A 25,295-nucleotide genomic window follows, 5' to 3' on the forward strand; every position below is an offset into this window, starting at 1 on the left:
AATGACTTACTGTCTACTTAAATATAAATCCAGCAATCACTGCACGGTGTTCACTCAATAAAACATTATAAGTACGACATGCGGAACCAACAGACATGCATTCTATACCTATTCCTTGTTGTGTTAGTTGACGCAGAATTGACAGAGGCAGGAGTTTTCCGGTATGTTCATGGCCAATGATGATGATTTCCGGTTTAAATTGTGTTAATAAGTTCATGTAGTGTGCATCAATTTCCTCAATGTTTTTAATTGAAAGATCACTAATGATTTCTGTTTTAGAAACAATTAAACTGCGTTCATAAACAATAGAATTAATCTGAATTTTGTTATCACTATAAGCTTGCACTGCATGTTGTTCTGCTGATTCTAAATTGATGTTCATGGTTTAGAATGTTCAAATGAATTATACATGGATGTAAGTATACTACAGAGGTCAATATTATGAGTCAATTTCCACGTATAAAACGTTTGCCCCCCTATGTTTTTAATACTTTAACCCAATTAAAAGCAGAAGCGCGAGCGCGTGGAGAGGATATTATTGATTTTGGAATGGGAAATCCCGATCAACCAACGCCACCTCATATTGTAAATAAGTTGATTGAAGCGGTACAAAGACCAGACACACACCGATATTCTATGTCCAAAGGAATACCAAGGTTAAGGCGCGCAATGGCTTCTTGGTATCATCGTAACTACGATGTACATCTAAATAGTGAAACACAAATATTAGCGACCATTGGGTCGAAAGAGGGATTAGCGCATTTGGCATTAGCTATAAGTGGCCCTGGAGATACTATATTAGTTCCTGATCCAGCTTATCCTATCCATACATATGGATTTATTATTGCCGGTGCTAACGTAAAGCAAATTCCTCTCATTAATGAAACTCAATTTTTAGCCTCTATTGAGGATACAATTAATCGTAGCCTACCCAAACCTAAAGCATTGGTTATTAATTTTCCGGCTAATCCAAGTACGCATTGTGTGGATTATTCTTTTTTTGAGCAAATAATAGATTTAGCAAAAAGACACGAAATTTGGGTAATTCATGATTTAGCTTATGCTGATATTGTATTTGATGGATATAAAGCGCCTTCAATACTGCAAGTACCCGGTGCTACTGATGTCGCAATTGAAACCTATTCAATGTCTAAGTCGTATAATATGCCAGGTTGGCGTGTTGGCTTTGCTTGCGGAAATGAAGAGTTGGTTGCTGCACTGACGCGGATTAAGTCTTATTTAGATTACGGTACGTTCACACCAATCCAAGTTGCTGCAATTATAGCCTTGGAAGGGCCGAATGACTGTGTACAAGAGATCAGGGCGCTTTATGAAAAACGTCGTAATATTCTTTGCGATGGTTTAAATGAGATTGGCTGGGAAGTGACTCGCCCAAAAGCAACCATGTTTCTCTGGGCACCTATTCCTGCTCATTATCAGCACATGGGGTCGCTTGAGTTCAGTAAATACTTATTGAAAGAGGCTCAGGTTGCTGTGTCTCCAGGAATAGGTTTTGGCCAGCAAGGTGATGGCTATGTTCGTTTCGGTTTAATTGAAAATAAAGATCGTATGCGACAAGCATTAAGAAACTTAAAATCATTGTTTCGTAGAGATGGATTGATTAAGAGTGTGTAAAATATGTATGTTGTAATTAATTCAGAATGTCATTCTATCCCTGAGCAGGCGAGACAACTCAAGTCAGAAGGGAATGCTTTGCTTAATTTTTTATTGAACCTTGGTTATGTCTCTGAGAATCCACCCCTTGCTGATTTATTAAAACAGTATCACACTTTAGATGGCGAATGGCTCGTGTTGACTCCAGTTCGTTGGGAGGCAACACATAATGATGCAATGATTGTCGCTTTGGGGCGAGATGTCTCGTTTGGCGAGAGTGAGTCGCGAGCATGGTTCGATTTGTTCTCGCAATATCTGGCTGAAGAAGACATCATACTTTATTATCATGATGCAGAAACATGGCTGCTTTGTAACAATAAAAAATACCCTTTAAATGCAAAACCACCGCATCACTTATTGCATCAATCCTTACTACCCGAATTAACGCAACTTGATACAGCGATGCATTGGCAAAAATTTATAACTGAAAGCCAAATGCTGTTTGCCTCCAGACCCAACCAGACTTTAATTAATGGATTGTGGGTTTGGGGAAACTCAAAACTTAAGGAGAAGGAACCAATCAACATTTGTGTTGATGCGCATTTTCTTTCATTAGCCCAATTATGTAGTCGCCACGTTTCTTTATATCACGAAGGAGTAGCACTCAAAGATTATCAAATTTTATTGTTCTCTGAGTTATCTAGTCTGAGTAAACAACATCAAGAAGAATTAAAAAAGATGCCTATTCATTGGTATTGGAATAATACTGCCTACTCGATGAACACGGGCAGTTGGTATGCTCGTTTATGGAGAAAACTTATACATGCTTATTAAACAACGTCCCAAACCATCACACATACTCGAGTTACCTAATATGCCTGATGTACTCAGGCGAATACTCGCAAATCGAGGAATCAAAGAACCGCAGCAGCTGGACAAGCAACTCCAAACATTATTGCCTTTTGACAGTTTTAAAGGAATAAAAGAAGCATGCATCCGTTTAGAAAACGCTCTACGCGAACAGCATAGGATTTTGATTATCGGTGATTTTGATGCAGATGGCGCAACATCAACAGCACTTGCTGTTACTGCGCTACAGGCAATGGGGGCACAATTTGTTGATTATTTAGTCCCAAATCGGTTTGAATTTGGCTATGGTTTGACGCCACAAATAGTTGAAGTTGCCAGCAAATGGAAGCCGGCATTAATTATCACAGTAGACAACGGTATTGCGAGCATTGATGGTGTGGAAAAAGCAAACCAACTTGGTATCGATGTTTTAATTACTGATCATCATTTGCCAGCAGATACTCTTCCAAATGCTTGTGCTATTGTGAATCCAAATCAGCGGGATTGTAAATTTCCCAGTAAATCGATTGCTGGTGTTGGCGTTATCTTTTATGTCATGTTGGCTCTGCGCCGGCATTTGGTGAATGCTAATTGGTTTCATGAGATGAATATTAGTGAACCCAATATGGCAAGCTTTTTGGATTTGGTTGCTTTAGGTACCGTTGCTGATGTAGTGGGGTTGGATCAGAATAATCGTATTATGGTCAATCAAGGTCTGGCTCGAATACGTCAAGGACAGTGTCGTGCAGGCATTAAGGCTTTAATTGAAGTATCTGGTCGTGAATATGCTCGACTAAGAGAGTCCGATTTAGGTTTTGCTATTGCTCCGAGACTCAATGCTGCTGGACGCTTAGATGATATGGCTTTGGGTATAGAATGTTTAATTACGACCGATCAGCAACAAGCTAGAAATTATTGTCAACAACTTGATGAGCTCAATGAAGAAAGAAAGTTAATTGAGACAGAAATGAAAGAGCAAGCAATGCTCGCATTGGAAAAACTTACTCTAAGTACAGAATACACGAGCAATCATTTGCCTATTGCATTGTGTCTTTTTGATAAAACCTGGCATCAAGGTGTCATTGGAATTTTAGCCGGACGAGTGAAGGAACGTTACCATCGGCCAGTGATAGCTTTTGCAGAAGTTAGCGAGAATGAATTAAAAGGCTCAGCGCGTTCTGTTTCTGATTTAAATATTCGAGACGTATTGGCCGCAATCGATAAGGATCATCCAGATCTTATCAGTAAATTTGGTGGTCATGCTATGGCTGCGGGTTTGAGTATTCATCCAAAATCTCTGAAAGCATTTAATGATGCATTAGTTTCCGAAGTGAGCAAGCATATTGATTTATCTCAATGCGAAGGAGAAGTGCTTACTGACGGGCCATTATTGCCCGAAGAGTTTAGTATTGAAATTGCTCAATTAATCCAGCAAGCGGGCCCATGGGGACAGCAATTTACTGAGCCTGTTTTTGATAATGTTTTTGAAGTGCTTGACCAACGATTGGTGGGTAAAAATCATTTGAAAATGACTTTGGCGACTACAAAAGGTGATCAACAAGTCGATGCGATTGCATTTAATATCGATTTAAAATCTTGGCCAAACCATAGAGTTAAATTCATCCATGCAGCTTATAAGCTGGATATTAATTTTTATCAGGGACGGACACGTTTGCAATTACTTATCCAAGCGATGAATGTGGTGAATAAAGAGCCATAGCCTAGATTAACGCAGAGTAATCTCGGAGACTATATCCCGTCATCCCTCGCTACCTTAGGGATGACGTGTTCTTCTAAGTTCCATCCAGGTTATATTTTTGCACAAAATTTTTAGTTTCGGTTATAATCAACATTTTTTAACCGAATAACAATAGTGACAAATATCCTGTTTTCGCCTTTGGCTATTGCTCCGATGATTGATTGGACCTACAGCCACTTCCGAGTTTTTATGCGTATTTTAGCTCCTCATGCACTTTTGTATACGGAAATGCAAACTACTGGAGCGATACAAAATAATCCTCTACGCTCTTTGCAATTTCATGTAAAAGAGCACCCAATAGCACTTCAGCTAGGTGGTTCAGAGCCAGAAACATTAGCACAATGTGCCCAACGTGCGGAGCAAGAAGGGTATGATGAAGTAAATATCAATCTTGGCTGTCCTAGTGATAAAGTTCAAGCAGGGCGTTTTGGGGCTTGTTTGATGAAAGAAGCAAAACAAGTTGCTGCTTGCATCCATGCCATGCGGCAAGCAGTGACGATCCCTGTTACAGCCAAAACCAGAATCGGCATCGATCATCAAGACAGCTATGAGTTTTTTAGTGATTTTGTACATCAATTGGTTGAGGCCGGAGCACAAAAGATTATTGTGCATGCACGAAAGGCTTGGTTAAATGGTTTAAATCCAAAACAAAATCGAACAATTCCACCTGTTAACTACGATTATGTTTATCGTTTAAAAAAAGAAATTCCTGAAGTTCCTGTAGTGATCAATGGTAATATATTGAATATAAAAGAAATTAATGAGCATCTCCACCATGTCGAAGGGGTGATGCTTGGACGTTTGGCATGTGATAATCCTTTTCAAATAGCAATGATCCATGACGCACTTTATCTTAAGAGTCAAAAGAGCACTCGGAGCCAAGTATTTAATTACTATTTGGATTATTTACTTGAAGAATACAGCAAAGGTGTTTCTCTTAGTTTATTGGTAAAACCTATATTTAATCTTGCTTTTGGTTTACCCGGTGCCAGCCAATGGAAAAAAAAGTTGATGCTTATTTTGCAGGAAAAAAATCTCTCGCTGTTTCATGAGTTAGGTGAGTATTTACAGAATATTGAGGCGCACACAGAGACTTTATAAGTTAAGTATTATTATGTTAATGCAATTTTGCGGCAAGTTGTATACTGATTTGTGCATCACTTGGCTAGTAAAATATTGTATACTATGAGCGGAAGTTGCGGAAAATTATGTTTTAGTTACCTGTTTGTCAGAAAACTGCTCTTTTTACTCAGTTTAAACCATGAAGGTTCACTTAAATTATAAGGTATTCATAGTATTTTTCCCCAAATTTTAGTACATTAACCAATTTGTTATTTGATATCTCCAGAGGATTATTTAGGCCATGCTGAATACGTTGATTAAGAAAATGTTTGGAAGCCGAAATGAGCGTACATTGCGGCGGATGGAAAAGGCAGTAATGGCAATCAATGCGTTTGAACCACAAATGCAAGCACTAACTGATGCCGAGTTAGCTGCAAAAACCGAGCATTTTAAAGCACGTTTAGCAGAGGGCGAAAGCCTTGATGAAATGTTAGCAGAAGCTTTTGCTACAGTAAGAGAAGCATCTGTGCGTACTCTAGGCCTGCGCCATTTTGATGTACAATTAATTGGTGGAATGGTATTGCATGAAGGTAATATTGCTGAAATGCGCACTGGGGAAGGTAAAACATTGGTGGCAACCTTGCCTGCATACTTAAACGCAATTACTGGTCGTGGTGTACATGTTGTTACTGTGAATGATTATCTTGCTAAGCGTGACAGCCAATGGATGAAGCCTATATTTGAGTTTTTAGGTTTAACTGTGGGTGTTATTTTCCCTGATATGCCCCATCCTGCAAAACAAGAAGCCTATCGCTGTGATATCGTTTACGGAACGAATAACGAGTATGGATTTGATTATTTGCGCGATAATATGGCCTTTAGTCTTGAAGACAAAGTACAAAGAGATTTAAATTTTGCCATAGTGGACGAAGTGGATTCTATTCTCATCGATGAAGCACGTACGCCGTTGATTATTTCTGGTGCAGCTGAAGACAGCTCTGAACTTTATATCAAAATTAATAAATTGATTCCTCATTTGAAGAAACAAGAAGAAGAGGGTGGTGAAGGGGATTATACTGTTGATGAAAAACAAAAGCAGGCGCATCTTACTGACGCAGGCCATCAACATATTGAAGAATTATTACTTAATGCAAAACTTCTGGATCATGGTGAGAGCCTATATCATGCCAGTAATATTATGCTAATGCACCATGTCAATGCCGCATTAAAAGCCCATGCTATGTTCCATCTTGATGTGGATTATATCGTTAAAGACGGTCAAGTAGTTATTGTTGATGAGCATACTGGTCGTACCATGCCTGGCCGCCGATGGTCAGAAGGATTACATCAAGCTGTTGAAGCGAAAGAAGGTGTTTCTATTCAAAATGAAAATCAAACTCTTGCTTCAATTACATTCCAGAATTTTTTCCGTATGTATAATAAATTATCCGGAATGACTGGAACAGCAGATACAGAAGCATATGAATTGCAGCAAATCTACAATCTTGATGTTGTTGTTATTCCAACAAATAAACCTATGGTTCGCAAAGATGAACCTGACTTGGTTTATTTAACTCAAAAAGATAAATTCGAAGCAGTCATCACTGATATTCGTAAGTGTGCCGAACTGAAACAACCTGTACTTGTAGGTACTGTTTCAATTGAAGCATCTGAATTTTTAAGTCAACTTCTTAAAAAAGAAAATATTAAGCATCAAGTACTTAATGCTAAGTTTCATGAAAAAGAAGCACAAATCATTGCCGAAGCTGGTCGGCCTGGGGCAGTAACTATTGCTACCAATATGGCTGGTCGAGGAACAGATATTGTGCTTGGCGGAAGTTTAGCTGCTGATTTGGCGCAATTACCTGAAACGGCAAGTGCCGAAGAAATTGAAGCTGTAAAACAAGTGTGGCAAAAACGACATGATGAAGTACTTGCAGCCGGCGGACTAAGAATTATAGGTTCGGAGCGTCATGAGTCACGACGTATTGATAATCAGCTACGTGGACGTTCAGGTCGTCAAGGCGATGTGGGAAGCAGTCGTTTTTATTTGTCGCTTGAAGACAATTTGATGAGGATATTTGCTTCAGAGCGTGTTGCATCGATGATGCGTCGCTTGGGAATGCAGCCTGGTGAACCTATTGAGCATAGTTTGGTAACCAAAGCAATCGAGAATGCGCAGCGTAAGTTGGAAGGGCATCATTTTGATGTCAGAAAGCAGCTTTTAGATTATGACAATGTGGCGAATGATCAAAGACAAGTCATTTATACTCAACGTGCCTCAATCATGGATATGGTGGATACTGAGGAAATGATAAATACGATGCGAGATGATGTTATATCAAATCTGGTTGAGACTTATATTCCTCTACAAAGCTTAGAAGATCAATGGGATCCAAAAGCTTTAAGTGATGTCCTGATGGATGAATTCAAACTCAAAGCACCAGTGCTTGAGTGGATTGAAGAGGATCATCATATTCAGCCAGAACAAATTAGAGAAAAAATTCTTGATCTTGCTGCACGGAAGTACAATGAAAAAGTAGCTCAAGCCGGAAGAGCCACAATGTCGCAGTTTGAAAAGTCTGTGATTTTACAAACATTGGATAATCAATGGCGTGAACATTTGGCTGTAATGGACCAATTGCGTCAGGGGATTCATTTACGTGGTTATGCACAAAAGGATCCAAAACAAGAGTATAAAAAGGAAGCATTCACTCTGTTTACTACAATGCTCGATAATTTAAAATATGATGCAATTCGTTTAATTTCTTCTGTTGAAATTCAAACTGAAGAAGACGTTAACGCAGTCGAAGAGCAACGCCGTGCTGAGCAGGTGAGCAAGATGAACTTGCAACACGGTAATTATGCTGATGAGAATGAAGATGATACTCAGCCGCAAACATACAGACGACAAGAAAAGAAAGTTGGTCGAAATGATCCTTGTCCATGTGGCTCGGGTAAAAAATATAAAGCTTGCCATGGAAATCTAGTGTGAGCATCTCTGTTGCCGTAGCGGTCATTATTGATGAGCAACAACGAATCTTAATTACTCAACGTCCTCTCCATGTACCTCATGGAGGATGTTGGGAATTTCCTGGTGGAAAGTTGGAAGCGGATGAGTCCTCATCGTCTGCATTAATTCGAGAAGTGAAAGAAGAGCTTGGCTTAGAGGTTCTCCGATATCAATTATTAGGCGAAGTAAACCATCAGTATTCTGACAGAGTAGTAAAATTAATTATTTTTCTTGTTGACCAGTTTTCTGGAGTGCCTTTCTGCTTGGAAGGTCAATTGGCTATGAAATGGGTTGACCATCAAGAATTAAATACGGAATATTTCCCCGAAGCAAATCACGAAATAATTGCAATGTTGAAAAGTTATTTGATAGGCAGCTTGGGAGCAGCTTAGCGAAAACCAGGTTTAAATCCTCAAGTTTTCCGAATTTGGCTGTGCCGCACTGAGGCTACAAAGCCACATTTTTAATTAAAATCAAGATACAATGGGGCATGATCCGAAACTTCATCATCCATTACAATAAATTGATTTACAACAATGTCTTGTGAGGTCAGTATATAATCTGCATATTTCTCATTTTTTTTATAATAACGGGTTCTTGTTGAGCTAATGTTGTTCACTGTAATCAAGTTATTCATTCCTTGCTCAATAATGTGCATGCTTTCTGTATCAGGTCTTAAGTTAAAATCACCACACAATATTTTGGGTGTATTGATAGTATCCATAAAATGGCGAATACGATGTGATTGATTGATTCGTTCTGGGCTATCTTTCTTGCCTTGCCCGGTCCATAGGCCATGTACATTAAGAATGGAGTAAATTTTTTTGTTGATTTCACATTCAACCCATTGCAAGTTTCTAGGATGATTTAATCCTACTCCAGGGTAATGTTGTTTTTGATGAATGTTTATCTCTCCTTCACCTAAGATATCAATATTATTTTTCAATAACATCGCAATTCCGTAAACATTTTCTACAGCTGGTTTAAAAATAGCAAAATGATTTGGAAGGAGTTGTTGTAAATCTGCAAAAATATTTAAGCTAAGTTCTCTATCTTCTTCAGTTACTGTTCGGTGGGCGTTGTAATACACTTCTTGTAGGCAAAATATATCAATATCACGATGCTCACTGATAAATTTTAATAGAGGATTTCTTAGATGACCTCCCCATAAATTTAAAGTAATTAATTTCATTTATCACTGAGTTCCTTATGTTCGCTATACACCATATTACTTACAACACTTAAACGAGCTTTGCTTTTCAACTGATTGTGATTCATAGGGTAAAATATTCATCACTTATTTTTTTGCCTCGTGTAGATATAAAATATGTAAATCGATTACCTTTTTTGCTAACTGCTCAATCTCCATATCATTAACTATCATATCATCTGCATTTTCTAAACGTTTCATGATATCCGGCTGGGTTGATAAAATAGCATGAGCTTGTTCTTTGCTGGATTGATCACGCTGCATTAGCCTTGATATTTGTGTTTCTTCTGGTGCGCATACAAGTAAAGTTCGATTAATATAAGGATAAGCTTGTTTTGTAATAAGCAGTGGTATTTCTATGACGCAATAAGGTGTGATGCAGGTATCAACCCGTTGTTTAATCTCTTGGCGTATCAGAGGATGTAAGAGTTGTTCAAGCCACTGACGCTCTTTATGGTTAGAAAATATGATTTCTCTTAATTTACCACGATCCAATTCATCATCTTCTTTAAGTACCTTATGACCATAATGCTCAATGATCTTTCTGTATGCGTTTTTGTTTTTTTGGGTTAATTCCCTTGATATTTTATCAGCATGAATTACTTCAACTCCCAATTTGGAAAAGAGTTCAGCAACCGTAGTTTTCCCACTTGCGATATCGCCTGTTAATCCAACACAATAAACCATATTTTTAGATCTCGTTTTTATTCATGCATGTTACTACATTAATATAACAGGTATAAGGAACAGAGCTTTTTTGCCTGCAATATGCGTTAGCAGCCAATGCAGCATCATCGCGAGTTGGATAAAGATTACTTCGCCATGCGGATGCTTCTCGATCAAAGGCCGTACATTGCCACATGGGCATTACGTTGACACCATTAATAAACTGTATACATCCAGCTTTAGCTGTTCTGCATGTGGCTGGTGCTTTACTGCCTTTTTTACAGGCAGCATAAGAAAGATTTAACGCCATTTTTTGGTAAATGTTTTCTGAAGTCCATTGAGTTTGGGTGGCATCATGAGCTGAACATTGCCAATAACTACCGGCTATTGGTTCCGCAAAACTTGAAACTGAGACACCTAGAATAAGAAAAAAACAGCTTCCTCTGTGCTTATTCATTTTTTTCTCCCTGAAGCAGTTCAATTAATTGTTCAACATGCAAGGCTTTTGAAAAATACCAGCCCTGAAGAAATCGAACCTTATTGTATAATAAATAGTCTAGCTGTTCTTTTGTTTCTACACCTTCTGCAATAACATTTAAATTAATTTTTTTTGCCAGTTGAATTATTGCATCATTTAGTGTTTCTGTAATGGCTTTAGTTCCTATGGAGTGGATAAATAATTTGTCGATTTTCAGATAATTAAAAGGATAGTGTTGTAGATAGCTGATGCTTGAATGTCCTGTCCCATAATCGTCTATTGCCAATGAATACCCTGCTTTTCTAAGTTCTTGCATTCTGTTGATGTAAATTTGATTATTCATATCAAGCAAATAACGTTCCGTTATTTCTAATAATATTTGGTGGGGCGAAATAGAATGGTGTTGCACCAGTTTATAGAATCGGGGGAAAAAATAATTATCAGTAAAATGTAACGCACAAATATTAAATGATAAATAAAAAGTAGGTTGGGTTGTTAAGATATTTTTAGACTCTTCAAATGCTATCTCAATAAGTTGCAGTGTTATTGGAACAATTAAGCCTGTATTTTCAGCTTCGTCTATAAAAAGATCTGGCATTATAATTTCATCGTAATTGTCTTGCCATCTTAATAGAACTTCAGCACCTGAATAGACCTTGTGTTTTGCATCAAATAATGGCTGATATACAGGATAAAATTGTTCACGACGAAGAGCCTGCTTTATTGCACCATGTAGTGAATAATGCTTATTGAGGATGTTTCTAATTATAAAATATAAAAAAAGTGACAGGACTAAAATATCGAGACTAAGTAAGATTTGGTTATACCATAGATTATTAATTACTATTTGATTGGGTTCAGTAACTGTAAGTATAACTCCATCAAGACTAGATAATTTTGTTGTGGCGAATATCTTTTCAGATGTAAAAGATGAGTCAAATGATACTTTATTTATCCAGGAGTCATCTTTTATTTCTCCTACTCGGATAATTTCCTGCTTCTTATTTGTATCGTAGAGCGTAACTGTACGTGAACCACTGTTGGGAATATGCAATGTACCTTCCAATATTGGGGACATAATTACTATTTCTACCTGATAAGCACCAATTTTTTTTTGTATTGCATAAATCGGATGATTAAACATTGGCGAATCGAATGGCCCAATGATTGTCTGTTGTAGATTCTTATTTAAGAGGAACGTCTTATTATTAGGTAATGTAGAACATACAATTTGATGTACGGGATCACGAATTGCTAATTCAGAGATTTGTGGGTGATTTCTGAGGATGTGTTGTAAATAAGGAATAAAATCGCCAGCACAGGTGAGATTATTCCGTTTGTATGTAGGAATTAGATACGAACTTTGAAAAATATCATTTATAAAGTGGTCAACCTTAAATGCCAGTTTATTGCTTGCTTCTGTAACTAAAGTAAACGAGTTAGTGACGTTGTTATGCCAGTTGATATAAGAAAAAACCACAAGTAAAAAAATGGTGAAAGATATCCAGAGTAATTTGAATTGTTTATAAACAAAAAATGTCAGATTTCTGAATGTTTTTCGCATAGTTTAAGGTGTTGCATAAGCTTCCTTTATAGAGTGTAGTGTGATTTCTGCTAATTTCCCAATTACTTCATGGCTTGTATTTAAAGGAGGAAGCCAATAGAGTGTATTTCCTATTGGTCTTATTAATGCGCCTTGATTTAATGCATTCTGATACACTTTATTACCTATTCGATAATGTCCTGTGTCTTCAAGGTCCGCTGCGACGACTGCACCAATTCCGCGAATATTGCTTAATCTACCTGAAACTTCTGCTATTTCAGATAAAGTAGTTAGCATGTATTCACCTAGATTTTTAGCCTGATCAACTATTTTTTCTTCGTGCATCGTGTGAATAGTTGCTAAGGCTGCACTAATGGCGAGTGGGTTGCCACTATAGGTGTGTGAATGCAAAAAGGATTTACCACTGCTGTAGTCTGCATAAAAAAGATCAAAAATAGAACTATCAATCATGATACAACTTAATGGAATGGAGCCAGAAGTTAATCCTTTAGACAAACAAATCAGATCCGGTTCTACATCAGCATGTTCTGAAGCGAGCCATTTGCCAGTACGTCCCACTCCAGTCATTATTTCATCTGCGATAAGATAAATATCTTTACTTTTGGCCCAGGTCGATAGTCTTTTAAGAAAATCGGGGCTATAGCACAACATTCCACCAGCACCTTGTATTAGTGGTTCAACAATAATCGCACAGACTTTATCACTAACTGCTTCTAACTCTTTTTCTACTACGGACCAATATGCATCACAATTATTCCAGAGCGGATCTTCTTTTCCAGAGATATAAGGAATATTTTGAACAAAATGGCAGGTTAGACCAAATGATGTATATGGGACTTTATAAAGTCCCAAATCACTGATACTCATTGCCCCCAGAGTTTCTCCGTGATACCCATTTTTGAGTGCAATAAATTGATTTCTATCTGTAAAACCCTTGATTTGGCTTGCATGGATCGCTAATTTCATTGCTATTTCAACAGCGCTGGAGCCATCGCTGGCAAAGAAAACATGTTGTTTTTGGGTAATTTTAGCAAGCTCTTCTGCTAACTCAATAAGTTGAGGGTGTGTTGTATTAGCCGTAATAACATGTTCAAAGCGATTAAGTTGTGCCGTTATTGCTGATATCACGCGAGGATGGCCATGACCTAAAGATTTACACCACCAACTGGAAATTGCATCAATCAATGGACCTTTATCAGTATAAAGATAACTGCCTTCTGCTTTTTCAATTAGCAGAGGGGGACAGGTTTCAAAATCTTTCATTTGTGTGCACGGGTGCCAAAAATGTTTTAAGTCTCTATTAATTAATTCGGATACGTTAACCATTTTTAAAATTTTGGTTGACAAGATTGAGCGGCACTTTATCATGTTACGCTACGTAAATAAAATCAAAAATATAGAATATAGCGAGGTTGTGCTTCGTTTGCTAAAGATATAGGAGCATAATTTTTTATCTGAAACCAGGGTTATGGTTTATGCCTTCACCCTGGTTACACTGTTTTAATATCCTTGATAGGAGGAACTGTTGTGACTCAAGCTAAGAAGCACTGGTCTGTTTCTGAAATTACAGCGCTTTATGAGCAACCATTTAATGATTTGTTGCACCAGGCGCATGCCGTACATAGAGAATATCATCAACCTAATTCATTACAATTTGCTACTTTACTAAGTATTAAAACGGGGGCTTGTCCTGAAGATTGTGGGTACTGTTCTCAAAGTGGTCATCATAAAACCCATGTTGAAAAAGAAAAGTTAATGTCAGTTGATGAAGTATTAAAAGCAGCGCAGGACGCCAAAGATGGTGGTGCTAAACGCTTTTGTATGGGGGCTGCATGGCGTTGTCCACCCGATAAAGTGATGACTGAGTTACAAGAAATGATTAAAGGCGTGAAGTCTTTAGGTTTGGAGACGTGCATGACTTTAGGCATGCTAAATCCAGAACAGGCTGCTAATTTAAAAGAGGCTGGTTTGGATTATTACAATCATAATATCGATACATCACCTTCTTATTATGAAAAAGTAGTGACCACACGTAAATTCAGCGATCGCTTAGATACATTAAATAATGTGCGAGAAGCAGGGATTAATGTGTGTTGTGGTGGGATCTTAGGCTTGGGTGAGACACGTGAAGACCGCATCGAATTTTTATTAACCTTGGCAAATATGGAAAGTCCTCCTGAGAGTGTTCCCATTAACCGCTTAATACCTGTAGAAGGAACTCCTCTTGCAAAAGCTCAGCCAGTAGAGGGTATTGAGTTAGTGCGGACAATTGCAACGGCTAGAATATCAATGCCTAAAAGTGTTATTCGATTGACTGCAGGACGAACTGAAATGAGCGATGAACTACAAGCGCTTTGTTTTTTTGCGGGTGCAAATTCAGTATTTATTGGTGATAAATTATTAACTGAAGAAAATCCTCAACGAGCCAAGGATAAAACCCTTTTTAGTAAGCTAGGTTTAACTGAGATGGTATAAATGCCTATAAGTCATAAGATTAAGGATTATACAAATCAGTTAGCTCATGAAGGACTATTAAGAAATAGATTCATCAATGCAGATGATGCGTCATTAGTTCATTTTGACAGCAATGACTATTTATCGCTAAGCAAAGACAAATGTATTTCAGAAGGATACCAGCGTGGGTATTCGTTGTATCCTTCTGGTAGTGGTGCTTCAATGTTGCTCAGTGGTTATCACCCAAATCATCGAGCAGTTGAAGAGGCATTTGCTAATTTATTGGCAGTAGATGAGTGCATTTTATTTTCCTCAGGATATGCAGCAAATCTTGCCGTTACAGCGTTACTTGGTAAATTAAAAGTACATTGTTTTATTGATAAAGAAATACATGCATCGATTTATGATGGTTTCGCTTTATCAAAGGTGAACTACTCACGCTATTTGCATAATAATTTAGATGACTTAGAACGTAAAATAACTTCTGCTAAGGGCTCAGCCTTAATTACTGAGGGTGTGTTTAGTATGAGCGGCCAATTGGCTCCTTTAGCAAAACTCTCATCTCTTTGTAATACAAATCAATGTGCCGTCTTAGTTGATGAGGCGCATTCCTTTGGAATCTTAGGTTCCCAGGGAAAGGGTGCTGTAGCGCTTCATGGTTTAACTCAAAATGAAGTTCCATTAAGGGTTATTCCCCTTGGGAAGGCTTATGCTGCTCAAGGAGCACTTGTTGCTGGCAAAGCAGACTGGATTTACGCGTTATTACAAGCAGGGCGTTCTGTTATTTACTCAACTGCGGTTAGCCCGGCTCTAAGTTATGGTTTATTGCATACATTGGATTTTGTTGTTAATGCAGAAGACAGACGGTTGAAATTAACTCAGCTAATCACAATATTTAGGTCATATATTAAAAAGTCTCCTTTAGTTTGGGCTGATTCGATTAGCCCAATTCAACAATTACAATTAGGCTGTCCCCATCTAGCATTACATTATGATCGTGAATTGAAGAAACATGGCATTAGTTGTTGTGCAATAAGAAAGCCCACCGTAAGTACCAAAGTATCCGGTTTGCGTGTCATTTTGAATTACAATCATACTCCTGAACAAATTCATGAGTTATTTGATAAGTTAAGTGCCATTTATGAATATAAACATCCATAGTTATGGAGAAGGATTCCCACTTGTTTTCCTGCATGGATGGGGATTTGACAGTCGGATCTGGTTGCCATTAATGCCCAAGCTTCTTCTCATGAATTATCAGGTCATATTAATTGATTTGCCAGGATTTGGTCATAGTCCAATTATGGATTGGAATTCATTTAAAGAGTTTTTAGTAAATCAACTGCCCAATCAATTTGCATTAGTCGGTTGGTCTATGGGTGGGTTATATGCCATGCGTTTTGCAGTAGAAGAACCAGATAGAATAACTCATCTTATTAACGTGACTTCATCCCCACGATTTTTACATGATGATTTATGGCCAGGCGTTTCCCAATATGTTTTTAAAAAATTTTACAAAAATTTATTAGAAGCACCACATGATACGCTAAAAGAATTTATGGAACTTAATGGACTATCTGCTGCTGATAGGTTGCAACACCTTCCTGATAAACTTCCATCTCCAGGAGGATTAGCATTAGGCCTGAAAATTCTAGAAACTTGGGATTTACGTGCGGAGCTAAAACAGTTTAATAAACCAACATGTTTTATGTTTGGTCGACTGGATCCTATTGTTCCGATTAAAACGATGAACACCATGCAGCTGAGCTATCCAGAGTTTAATTACATACTGTTCAAACGTGCTGCGCATATGCCATTTTTATCTCAGGTAGATTTATTTATCGAGGAAATCCGAGGACTCATTAAATGAAACGTTTTTTTATTACTGGTACTGACACTGACTGCGGAAAAACCTATGTCACGGCAAGTCTGTTAAAACACTTTTCATCGGCAGCTGCAATTAAGCCTGTGGCCAGTGGATGTATGGAAATAGAAAATAAGCTAGTGAACAGCGATGCGCTGTATTTACAAGAAAATTGCAAGCACAGTATCAGTTTGGACGTAATAAATCCCTGGCGATTTAAATTGCCCGTTTCACCTCATATTGCTGCACATAATGAAGGAGCTAGTTTACTCATTAATGAAATAGCTGATTATTGCCTGAACTTGCAGTTGGATGGCATTGAAACATTATTTATTGAGGGGGCAGGTGGACTAATGGTTCCCCTAAATGATCATGAGACTTGGATTGATTTTTTACAAATGACGCAGATCCCTGTTATTTTAGTAGTTGGTATGAAATTAGGATGCATTAATCATGCTTTGCTCACAGAGGCTGTTTTACATGCAAACAACATTAAATGCGCGGGATGGATTGCCAATTGTATTGATCCCAATATGCAAGCTTTATCAGCTAATATTGAAACGTTAAATCAAAAACTTACTTCTCCTCTTTTGGCACAAGTACCCTTTGCAGGTAACATTACAATAATTGATTTTTAATCCCTTGTATTTATCCACAATACGATACTACAAAAAAATATTCTCTAAAAACAAGGCTATTACTAGTAAGCGGGTAGGGTTGTTATATTTTGTACCTCCTACTTGTTGTTTTAAAAACACTGTTGTATGTTTATGTTGGACTTATTTAATGAAAGGGACAACAATGTTAATGCGCGATAAATTAATGCAATCAGTAATGACTGCTTTTTTGATGTTAGCTGCAACTGGAAGTACAGCTGCTGAGAGCACCGATGCATCATCTGCAACTGAAAAATGTTATGGAATTGCTAAAAAAGGGATGAATGATTGTGCTACAGCAACTGCTTCATGCGCCTCCTCTGCAACAAAAGACAAACAAAAAGATGCTTTTATTTTATTACCAAAAGGACTTTGTGAACGAATTGTTGGCGGCAACCTCAAACCTGAATAAAAAAATTCAACTCTCATTTAAAATAAGGAAATTAATTATGAAAAAAATTTTAGGAAGCGTGTTCACATCCCTGTTTATTGCATTCGCTTGTTCTGCGCCAATTTATGCTGCACCTGAAACGTTTACTCTAGATAAAAATCATACTTATGTACTCTGGGATGTTGAGCATTTAGGCTTTTCAACTCAATACGGCAAATGGTATGCCACAGGTCAGCTCGTTCTTGATAAAGATAATCCAAGTCAAAGTAAGGTCAATGTAAAGATTGATGTCGCAGATATGATCACAGGTGTCCCTGAGTTGGACAAGCACTTAAAAAGTAAGTTGTTTTTTGATACGGAACATTTCCCTATTGCAACATTTGTCAGCAATAAAGTCACTCCCAAAGGCGATAATAAAGCAACTGTTGATGGCATCTTAACATTGCGTGGTGTGAGTAAGCCAGTGGTATTGGATGTTACTTTAAACAAGCAAGGAATGAATCCAATTAGCAATAAGATGTCAGTTGGTTTTACAGCGACGACGTCTATAAATCGCTCTGATTTTGGGATAAATGCTTTTCTACCTGCAATAAGCGATAAGGTAAACCTTGTAATTGGCACAGAAGCATATCAGGATAAAAAATAGGACCTCTTATGCAAATCAAAAACAGTTCAACTCATTTTGGTCTTGTAGCTATAGTACTTCATTGGGTTATTGCCTTGTTAATCATTGGATTGTTGGTGCTGGGGTTGTACATGATCTCTTTGCCATGGAATCCTCAACGGTTAAAGTTCTATGGATGGCATAAAGAGTATGGTTTATTGGTTCTCTTTTTGGCAATTTTTAGAATTATTTGGCGACTTGGCAATGAACAACCTGAGCTTGCTTTGCCTTGGCTGGAAAAAATTGCCGCACGCAGCATGCACTGGGCATTTTATGTGTTTATGTTTGCCATGCCAATTACGGGTTGGTTAATTACTTCAGCTGCGGGGCTACCTGCATCATTCTTTGGATTATTTACCCTTCCCAACCTTATAGCACCGGATGACAGCAATAGAGTTTTATTTGAATGGATCCATGAATGGTTAGGTTATGCGCTCATTGCAGCAATCTTTATGCACACGGCAGCTGCTTTAAAACATCATTTTATTAATAAGGATGATATATTACGGAGAATGTTCCCATGAAGATGATAAAATATTTTTTATTTCTATTCATTTTGAATAATGCTTACGCGAATACAGTACCTGAATGGACGCTTGTTCCTAATGAAAGTAGCATCAGCTTCACTGCAACGCAAAATAATGCACCGGTTACTGGCTCATTTAAAGAGTTTACTGCAACAATAAATGCTGATCCCGCGCATTATCAAGACAGTAATGTCGATGTGGTGGTGAATATTAGCTCACTTACTGCTTCATACGCAGAAATAACTTCAATATTACTCGGGCCTGATTGGTTTAATGCTAAAGAGTTTCCAAAAGCTGAATTTAAATCAACCAAATTCACTAAAAAGGATGATAAGAATTATGAGGCTGCTGGAACATTAACCATAAAAAATAAATCGCTACCAGTCACACTTACTTTTACAGCGATTGAGTCGCCTAAAGAGCATTTGCTTGTTGAAGGGCATACTACAGTAAAACGGTTAGACTTTGGCATAGGACAAGGTGATTGGTCTAGTACTAGTGAAATTAAAGATGAAGTAACTATAAACTTTAAAGCAGTTGCTGTGCGTAAACAATAGTGATGTTAAGGCTATGATATCTAACATATAGCCCGAATCTGGGATTATGTGCAAAGCCTTCTCCGAGCTACAAGCACCTAGATCAAAAAAACTATTTAACTCTCTCCCTAGCCCTCTCTCGTAAGTGGGAGAGGGGATATTTGTTAATTGCGTTTATACTTTAACCTTTTTGATATATGAGATTTTGAAAAAAGAAATAGGATTGTTTCTTATCCCCTTGCCTATTGGGGCGAGTGGGTAAATACAAAATTCACAGAATTATATTGGAAAATCTGGTTTGCAAAACCCAGGCTATCACTGATGGTTTAAAGATAGGTAAAATTCTATTTCAGCATGGAAAATAATAATGCCTGCTTGTTAGAAAGTCAGGCATTGGCGTAGAGATTAATCATTACGCTTTAAATACCATTTTTTCTTTAACTCGAGAAATTTAGCTTTTTGTTTTTCATTTAGAAGAGAATACATTTGATGTTGCATCATTATTCTATTTTTTAACATGGATCCTCTGATTTTACTTACTTTATCGACTAAAACATCGAGTTTTGCTTCATCAATTTTATCTGCTTGAATCATAGCGCTAATTTGACCGCGTAATAATCGGAGTTGAACATAGTTTTCTTTGAGTGTACTCCGAGCCTTTTCTTTATATGCTTTAATCTTGGCTTTTTGATCTGCAGTGAGATTCAGTTCTTGGGCTAAGTTATCAAATCGATGATGAGAATTACAATATTTTGAGTCACCAATACATGCAAAGCTTGGTTGACCTACGGTCAGTACGAATACGATGGTTGATAACCAGAGAAGTTTTTTACTCATTTATCTATTCCTCATAATAATTATACTAACTGTCCTGTTTTGTCCTATGTCATCAGTGATGACTCTATTGGAGTATAGACTATAGAGTGAATAAATACAGCATGTTAGGGACGGTTATAAAGGCTAATCTTAACCTGTGATTTCCTCTGATTTCATTTTGACTTTTAATGAGGAAAGGAGGGGCTAGGGTTGTTAATATGAAGGATGCGTTAATTTTATTTTTTTATTTTTTGCAAGACTAAAAATTATTGCATCATGGCAAAGCCTCTCAAGCTCTTCGATTAATTTTTGCATGTATTCATCTTGTTTATGCTCATGAATACTATGTAAAATTTTTTTAAATTGGAGAATGTTAAATTCATTATCTTGATTAAAACAGCTTAATATAAGCCCAAGATCTTCTGCTTTTAAATTGTTCTTGTTTCTTGAAAAAGATCGCTCCGAAACTGGTGCTATTTTTTGAATGCATTCTTCCAAATCACTTTTTATCATAGAAAAAGCCGTAGGTAAGCTTAAAGCCAGTTCCTTTTGTCGGGCGGTAAGCAATTTAGTTCGTGTTGTTTGTAGTTTTTTCCCTGAATCTAACCATGAAGAATCATTTAATAATCCCTCATCAACACCAAGAAACTTGAGCATTCCTAAAACATTTTCATGCAAAGGGATAGAGTTTTGTGAACAAAAAGCGTTTTGCAAGCCATAATGGTTAAAAGAATGGGGCTGGATCTCTTTGATAAATTTATCAGTATCTACAACATATCCGTCAAATAGAGCATTTGATATCTGTATTGGGCCTGTAGTACATACAACAATTGATTTAAGATAAAGGTCTTGCTCTTTTTTCATCAGATAAGTTAAGAACTTATCATCATTTGTTTCTAAAATTCGTTTGGTTAAGGAGTATTCTTTACTAAAAAAGAGATATTTTATGAAGTTTAGTTGTGATTGAAGTTCTTTTCTTAATCTTTTTATGACTTCCTCATGGCTTTCTTGAGGGCAAATCTTATTAAAGTCTAGGAATTTACTTTTATCTGTCATCACTTCATTAATGTATTTTCTAATTCTTAATGAAGAATTAGATGTATCAGGTGGTGTAATTTCTTTAGATTTCGCAATGTAAAGTGATTCAGAGCGATTTTTCATGAACTTTAAGAGATAACGATTTATAAAACTGTCTTCATTTAATTCAGTTTCAGTCCGCTCAATAAAGTCGGTATCATAATGAGATAGTCTGGCAATAAGACCGCCATGTACTCGCTTGATACTTTTCTCCGCTGCCAGCGCATCTACTATAGCGACAAAATCGTTATTTGCGAGGATAAACTCCTTTCTTCCCATTTTTAAACTACCAATGTTGAGCAATATGGGCGTTTCAGTTGGAATGAGATTAGGGAGTTGTGATGTATCAACTGGAAAGTCAAAGTCGGTATAAGTTCCCTTTTTAAATATTGGCGAAAGCCATCTTAAAATATCACTTGCAACAGCTAAATTTCCGCCTGTTTTTAAATTATAAATTTCATCTTTATAGAAAGAGTATAATTTTTTTTCATCATCTGATTGTAGTGAGGAGTGTATTGTGTTTGCATCAATGTAAAAAATATGATGTTCCCTACAAAACTCACGGAGTGCATTCACTGATGAATGGGTGAGTAAAGTAGATTCATATACTAAATGAATAGTATCATTCGGATTTTTTTCACGCATTTCAATAAGGCGAATTTGATTTTCCAAATTCATGAATACGTTCGGATTATTGCTTAACCAGATTTTTACATGTAATTTTGGGTTATATTGATACATTTTTTTTCTTATTTTTGAGTTCAATAAATTACCGCATATAAAAAACCAGTTCGCGTATGCTGATTACAAGCAAAACGGAGCTATTAATAAAAAGCTTAGCACAAGATAAAAAAAATGATCTGAATGTGAATTTGATTGATGAGTTTCATTGAATATGGTATAAAGGACGCGCTTTAAATACACACACGTTTCGACACATACGATAGGGTCCCTTGAGGGTTTCGTATGGGAAATGTGGAGGAATAACCCTGGAGACAAAAAAATGAATGTAAGTATGCGTGAATTGCTTGAAGCAGGTGCTCATTTTGGACACAGAACTCGTTTCTGGAATCCTGAAATGGGAGAGTATATATTTGGATCCCGTAATAAAATCCACATTATTAATCTTGAAAAAACTATGGTGATGCTTAACGACGTAGTAAACTATGTTGGTAGACTAGCATCAAACAAAGCAAAGATTCTATTTGTTGGCACTAAAAGAGCTGCACAAGACAGTATTCGTGAACATGCGAAACGTTGTGGCATGCCTTACGTTGATCATCGTTGGTTAGGTGGCATGTTGACCAACTATAAAACAGTTCGTCAATCTATCTTTCGTTTGAAAGAATTAAAAGAAATGAAAGAAAAGGGCTTACTGAATGGAATGATTAAAAAAGAAGCATTGATGCTGACACGTGAACTTGAGAAATTAGAAAGAGGTTTAGGTGGTATTGAGCACATGGGTGGCTTGCCTGATGCTCTATTTGTCGTCGATGTTGGTTTCGAGCACATTGCCGTTGAAGAAGCTCATCGTCTAAAAATTCCCGTTATTGGTATTGTTGATACAAACAATAGTCCAAGAAACATTGATTACATTATTCCTGGTAATGATGATTCTATGAGAGCAGTTGATATCTATGTACGCTGTGTTGCTGATGCAATTTTAGATGCTAAAGGTACTAACACAGTTGGAGTAGGTGCATCTGATGCTGAATTTGTTGAAGTGGTTGAACAAGCCAGTGATGCAGAAAAAGCTGGGGAATAATTAAACTTTAAAATATAGGGGGCCGGGTGTCTAAACACCTCAATTTGCCCCCTTTTTGCTATACGGAGAAATGAAAAATGTCAATTAGTGCAAGTTTAGTCATGCAGTTACGTGAACGTACCGGCGCTGGCATGATGGAGTGTAAAAAATTTCTAATAGCAACCAACGGTGATATTGAAGCCGCAATTATTGAAATGCGTAAAGCAGGTCAAGCAAAAGCAGATAAAAAAGCGGATCGCGTTGCTGCTGAAGGTGTGGTGGTTATTGCACGTTCTGCAGATGGACGTCGTGCAATAATGCTTGAAATTAATAGTGAAACAGACTTTGTTGCTCGTGATGAGAACTTTACTCACTTTGCTACTATGGTTGCTGAAACCGCATTAAATAGTTCTGCGACTACGATTGAGGAATTGTCTGCAATTGCACTTCCTGCTGGAAATACTGTAGAGCAAGCTCGTCAAGAATTAGTAGCAAAAATTGGCGAAAACATTAAATTAAGACGTTTGGAACGCATGTCTTGTGATGCAGGAGTTATTGGTTATTACTTACACGGTTCACGAATCGGTGTTATGGCTGCACTTAAAACAGGTGATGAAGAGCTTGCAAAAGACATTGCTATGCATATCGCAGCCAGTAAGCCAATCGTTGTAAGCAGAGATCAAGTATCTGCTGATGCTATTGAAAATGAACGAGAAATTTTTACAGCACAAGCAAAAGAAAGTGGCAAACCACAAGAAATTATCGATAAAATGATTGAAGGTCGAATCAATAAATTTATTGATGAAGTCAGTTTATTAGGCCAACCTTTTGTTAAAAATCCAGACATCAAAGTTGGACAACTGTTAAAAGAAAAATCTACTGAAGTACTTTCCTTTATTCGTTATGAAGTTGGTGAAGGCATAGAGAAAAAAGAAGACAACTTTGTTGAAGAAGTGATGGCTCAGGTTCGTACATGATGAATGAAAGTCACCCAACATTAAAATATAAACGTATTTTACTAAAATACAGTGGCGAAGCCCTTATGGGCAAGTCACAATTCGGTATTGATCCCTCGGTTTTGGATACCTTAGCCAGGGATATCGCTGAATTAATTAAAATGGGCGTTGAAGTTGGTCTCGTATTAGGTGGTGGTAATTTATTTCGAGGTAAGGCACTGTCACAAGCAGGTGTTGGACGTGTAACCGGTGACCATATGGGAATGCTGGCTACTGTAATGAATGCTTTGGCAGTTAGGGATGCTTTAGAACGAATTGATATGCCAGCACGTATTATGTCTGCTATTCCCATGATGGGCGTTGTTGATTCTTATCATCGACGTAAGGCAATTACTCATTTGCGCACTGGACATGTTGTGATTTTTGCAGCTGGAACAGGCAACCCATTCTTTACTACTGATACAGCAGCTTGTTTAAGAGCCATTGAAATCGGTGCTGATGTGGTTTTAAAAGCCACTAAAGTAGATGGTGTTTACTCGGAAGATCCCTTTAAAAATCCTAATGCCAAACGATATGATTATTTAACTTATATTGAAGTATTAACACAAGGCTTAGAAGTAATGGACTCTACTGCAATTTGTCTTTGTCAAGATCAAGGCATGCCATTGCAGGTATTCAATATGGCTGCACCTAATGCATTGCGAAGAATTGTATCTGGAGAGCGCGTAGGAACTATAGTCGGAGCTAATCATGATTAATGAGATTAAGCAAGATTCAGAAAAGCGAATGAAAAAAACGATTGAGGTGTTGCAAACAGACTTAACAAAAATTCGCACAGGAAGAGCGAATGTTGGTTTACTGGATCATGTGCAAGTTGATTATTACGGAACGATGACTCCATTGAGCCAGGTTGCTAATGTTTCTGCTAGTGATTCACGTACAATATTGGTTACCCCTTGGGAAAAGGCCTTGGTACCCGCTATAGAAAAGGCAATTTTGAACTCAGATTTGGGCTTAAATCCTGCTACAGCAGGTACTGCTATTCGCGTTCCTATGCCTCCGTTAACTGAAGAGCGAAGAAAAGAACTTATTAAAGTTGTTCGTAATGAAGGCGAACAAGGAAAAGTTTCTATTCGTAATATCAGAAGGGATGCAAATAATCAATTGAAAGAGCTGGTTAAGGATAAGGCTATTTCTGAAGATGATGAGCGTCGAGCAACGGAAGTCATTCAAAAATTAACCGATAAATATATTCTAGAAGTAGATGCATTATTGGCTGAAAAAGAAAAAGATTTAATGGTAATTTAGATCAAATTGATGCTTGAGGTGAATAACCTCAAGCTGTAATTTTTTATAGCATTATTCATTCAAAAAGCACCAAGTACTTTAATTTTC

The 25,295-nt window shown here is 37.3% G+C and carries 26 protein-coding genes; 18 read left to right on the top strand and 8 right to left on the bottom strand.

Translation table 11 applies throughout. The annotated features are described in order from the left end of the window. Positions 1-13: 13 nt before the first annotated feature. Positions 14-382 (bottom strand): Mth938-like domain-containing protein, encoded by a 369-nt coding sequence (locus tag Lste_RS06540; RefSeq protein WP_058510247.1) that lies wholly within the window; start codon positions 380-382, stop codon positions 14-16. Positions 383-441: 59 nt separating this feature from the next. On the opposite strand from Lste_RS06540, the gene alaC reads away from it, so the two are divergent. The 6 genes from alaC (at position 442) to mutT (ending at position 8,689) form a co-directional block, all read left to right on the top strand. After that, positions 442-1,635, top strand: a complete 1,194-nt coding sequence (alaC, locus tag Lste_RS06545; RefSeq protein ID WP_058510248.1) for an alanine transaminase — start codon at positions 442-444, stop codon at positions 1,633-1,635. A 3-nt stretch (positions 1,636-1,638) separates the two neighbouring features. Next, positions 1,639-2,448 carry a hypothetical protein gene (locus Lste_RS06550; protein ID WP_058510249.1) on the top strand — a complete coding sequence of 270 codons (810 nt, stop codon included), beginning with the start codon at positions 1,639-1,641 and terminating at the stop codon, positions 2,446-2,448. After that, positions 2,438-4,183, top strand: a complete 1,746-nt coding sequence (gene recJ / locus Lste_RS06555) for a single-stranded-DNA-specific exonuclease RecJ (RefSeq protein ID WP_058510250.1) — start codon at positions 2,438-2,440, stop codon at positions 4,181-4,183. Before Lste_RS06550 ends, recJ begins: the two co-directional genes overlap by 11 nt. A gap of 153 nt (positions 4,184-4,336) precedes the next feature. After that, complete coding sequence (dusA, locus tag Lste_RS06560; RefSeq protein ID WP_083503922.1) at positions 4,337-5,323, top strand: tRNA dihydrouridine(20/20a) synthase DusA; 987 nt, start codon at positions 4,337-4,339, stop codon at positions 5,321-5,323. 262 nt (positions 5,324-5,585) lie between these two features. Next, on the top strand, positions 5,586-8,279 hold the full coding sequence (secA, locus tag Lste_RS06565; RefSeq protein ID WP_058510252.1) for a preprotein translocase subunit SecA: 2,694 nt from the start codon (positions 5,586-5,588) through the stop codon (positions 8,277-8,279). Beyond that, a complete protein-coding gene (gene mutT / locus Lste_RS06570; protein WP_058510253.1) occupies positions 8,276-8,689 on the top strand; it encodes an 8-oxo-dGTP diphosphatase MutT in 414 nt (137 codons plus the stop codon). The genes secA and mutT overlap by 4 nt, the downstream gene beginning before the upstream one ends. Before the next feature lie 71 nt (positions 8,690-8,760). On the opposite strand, the gene Lste_RS06575 is transcribed toward mutT, so the two are convergent. The 5 genes from Lste_RS06575 to bioA form a co-directional block, all read right to left on the bottom strand. Continuing rightward, a complete protein-coding gene (locus Lste_RS06575) occupies positions 8,761-9,489 on the bottom strand; it encodes an endonuclease/exonuclease/phosphatase family protein (protein ID WP_058510254.1) in 729 nt (242 codons plus the stop codon). 105 nt (positions 9,490-9,594) lie between these two features. Then, positions 9,595-10,194, bottom strand: a complete 600-nt coding sequence (gene coaE / locus Lste_RS06580) for a dephospho-CoA kinase (RefSeq protein WP_058510255.1) — start codon at positions 10,192-10,194, stop codon at positions 9,595-9,597. 4 nt (positions 10,195-10,198) lie between these two features. Further along, positions 10,199-10,630 (bottom strand): hypothetical protein, encoded by a 432-nt coding sequence (locus Lste_RS06585; RefSeq protein ID WP_058510256.1) that lies wholly within the window; start codon positions 10,628-10,630, stop codon positions 10,199-10,201. Continuing rightward, on the bottom strand, positions 10,623-12,215 hold the full coding sequence (locus Lste_RS06590; RefSeq protein ID WP_058510257.1) for an EAL domain-containing protein: 1,593 nt from the start codon (positions 12,213-12,215) through the stop codon (positions 10,623-10,625). Before Lste_RS06590 ends, Lste_RS06585 begins: the two co-directional genes overlap by 8 nt. A 3-nt stretch (positions 12,216-12,218) precedes the next feature. After that, a complete protein-coding gene (bioA, locus tag Lste_RS06595; protein WP_058511670.1) occupies positions 12,219-13,541 on the bottom strand; it encodes an adenosylmethionine--8-amino-7-oxononanoate transaminase in 1,323 nt (440 codons plus the stop codon). A 201-nt stretch (positions 13,542-13,742) separates the two neighbouring features. Here bioA and bioB point away from each other — a divergent pair, with 201 nt between their 5' ends. From bioB to Lste_RS06635, 8 genes are all read left to right on the top strand, one after another. Beyond that, positions 13,743-14,690 (top strand): biotin synthase BioB, encoded by a 948-nt coding sequence (bioB, locus tag Lste_RS06600; RefSeq protein ID WP_058510258.1) that lies wholly within the window; start codon positions 13,743-13,745, stop codon positions 14,688-14,690. Beyond that, positions 14,691-15,830, top strand: coding sequence for an aminotransferase class I/II-fold pyridoxal phosphate-dependent enzyme (locus Lste_RS06605; protein WP_058510259.1), 1,140 nt, complete (start codon positions 14,691-14,693; stop codon positions 15,828-15,830). Continuing rightward, positions 15,811-16,539, top strand: a complete 729-nt coding sequence (locus Lste_RS06610) for an alpha/beta fold hydrolase (protein ID WP_058510260.1) — start codon at positions 15,811-15,813, stop codon at positions 16,537-16,539. Before Lste_RS06605 ends, Lste_RS06610 begins: the two co-directional genes overlap by 20 nt. After that, on the top strand, positions 16,536-17,171 hold the full coding sequence (gene bioD / locus Lste_RS06615; RefSeq protein ID WP_058510261.1) for a dethiobiotin synthase: 636 nt from the start codon (positions 16,536-16,538) through the stop codon (positions 17,169-17,171). Before Lste_RS06610 ends, bioD begins: the two co-directional genes overlap by 4 nt. 163 nt (positions 17,172-17,334) lie before the next feature. Continuing rightward, positions 17,335-17,601, top strand: coding sequence for a BufA1 family periplasmic bufferin-type metallophore (locus Lste_RS06620; protein ID WP_058510262.1), 267 nt, complete (start codon positions 17,335-17,337; stop codon positions 17,599-17,601). Between the two features lie 37 nt (positions 17,602-17,638). Next, positions 17,639-18,226 carry a YceI family protein gene (locus tag Lste_RS06625; protein ID WP_058510263.1) on the top strand — a complete coding sequence of 196 codons (588 nt, stop codon included), beginning with the start codon at positions 17,639-17,641 and terminating at the stop codon, positions 18,224-18,226. Between the two features lie 8 nt (positions 18,227-18,234). After that, on the top strand, positions 18,235-18,768 hold the full coding sequence (locus Lste_RS06630; RefSeq protein WP_058510264.1) for a cytochrome b: 534 nt from the start codon (positions 18,235-18,237) through the stop codon (positions 18,766-18,768). After that, entirely contained in the window at positions 18,765-19,328 is a 564-nt protein-coding gene (locus tag Lste_RS06635; RefSeq protein WP_058510265.1) for a YceI family protein, read from the top strand. The genes Lste_RS06630 and Lste_RS06635 overlap by 4 nt, the downstream gene beginning before the upstream one ends. 384 nt (positions 19,329-19,712) lie before the next feature. Here the strand turns inward: Lste_RS06635 and Lste_RS06640 are convergent, their stop codons facing one another. Together Lste_RS06640 and Lste_RS06645 are read right to left on the bottom strand one after the other, a co-directional pair. Beyond that, positions 19,713-20,144: a Spy/CpxP family protein refolding chaperone gene (locus Lste_RS06640; RefSeq protein WP_058510266.1), complete on the bottom strand. Its 432-nt coding sequence runs from the start codon at positions 20,142-20,144 to the stop codon at positions 19,713-19,715. 192 nt (positions 20,145-20,336) lie between these two features. Further along, a complete protein-coding gene (locus Lste_RS06645) occupies positions 20,337-21,941 on the bottom strand; it encodes a glycosyltransferase family 88 protein (RefSeq protein WP_058510267.1) in 1,605 nt (534 codons plus the stop codon). Between the two features lie 262 nt (positions 21,942-22,203). On the opposite strand from Lste_RS06645, the gene rpsB reads away from it, so the two are divergent. The 4 genes from rpsB to frr all read left to right on the top strand — a co-directional run bounded on the left by rpsB (position 22,204) and on the right by frr (position 25,208). Beyond that, the gene (rpsB, locus tag Lste_RS06650) at positions 22,204-22,965 is read left to right on the top strand and encodes a 30S ribosomal protein S2 (protein WP_058510268.1); all 762 of its coding nucleotides are present in this window, start codon (positions 22,204-22,206) and stop codon (positions 22,963-22,965) included. 77 nt (positions 22,966-23,042) lie between these two features. Next, the gene (gene tsf / locus Lste_RS06655; RefSeq protein ID WP_058510269.1) at positions 23,043-23,921 is read left to right on the top strand and encodes a translation elongation factor Ts; all 879 of its coding nucleotides are present in this window, start codon (positions 23,043-23,045) and stop codon (positions 23,919-23,921) included. Beyond that, on the top strand, positions 23,918-24,658 hold the full coding sequence (gene pyrH, locus Lste_RS06660; RefSeq protein ID WP_058510270.1) for a UMP kinase: 741 nt from the start codon (positions 23,918-23,920) through the stop codon (positions 24,656-24,658). The genes tsf and pyrH overlap by 4 nt, the downstream gene beginning before the upstream one ends. Beyond that, positions 24,651-25,208 (top strand): ribosome recycling factor, encoded by a 558-nt coding sequence (gene frr, locus Lste_RS06665; protein ID WP_058510271.1) that lies wholly within the window; start codon positions 24,651-24,653, stop codon positions 25,206-25,208. Before pyrH ends, frr begins: the two co-directional genes overlap by 8 nt. Positions 25,209-25,295 lie beyond the last annotated feature (87 nt).

The organism is Legionella steelei, from assembly GCF_001468005.1.
Lineage (GTDB): Bacteria > Pseudomonadota > Gammaproteobacteria > Legionellales > Legionellaceae > Legionella > Legionella steelei.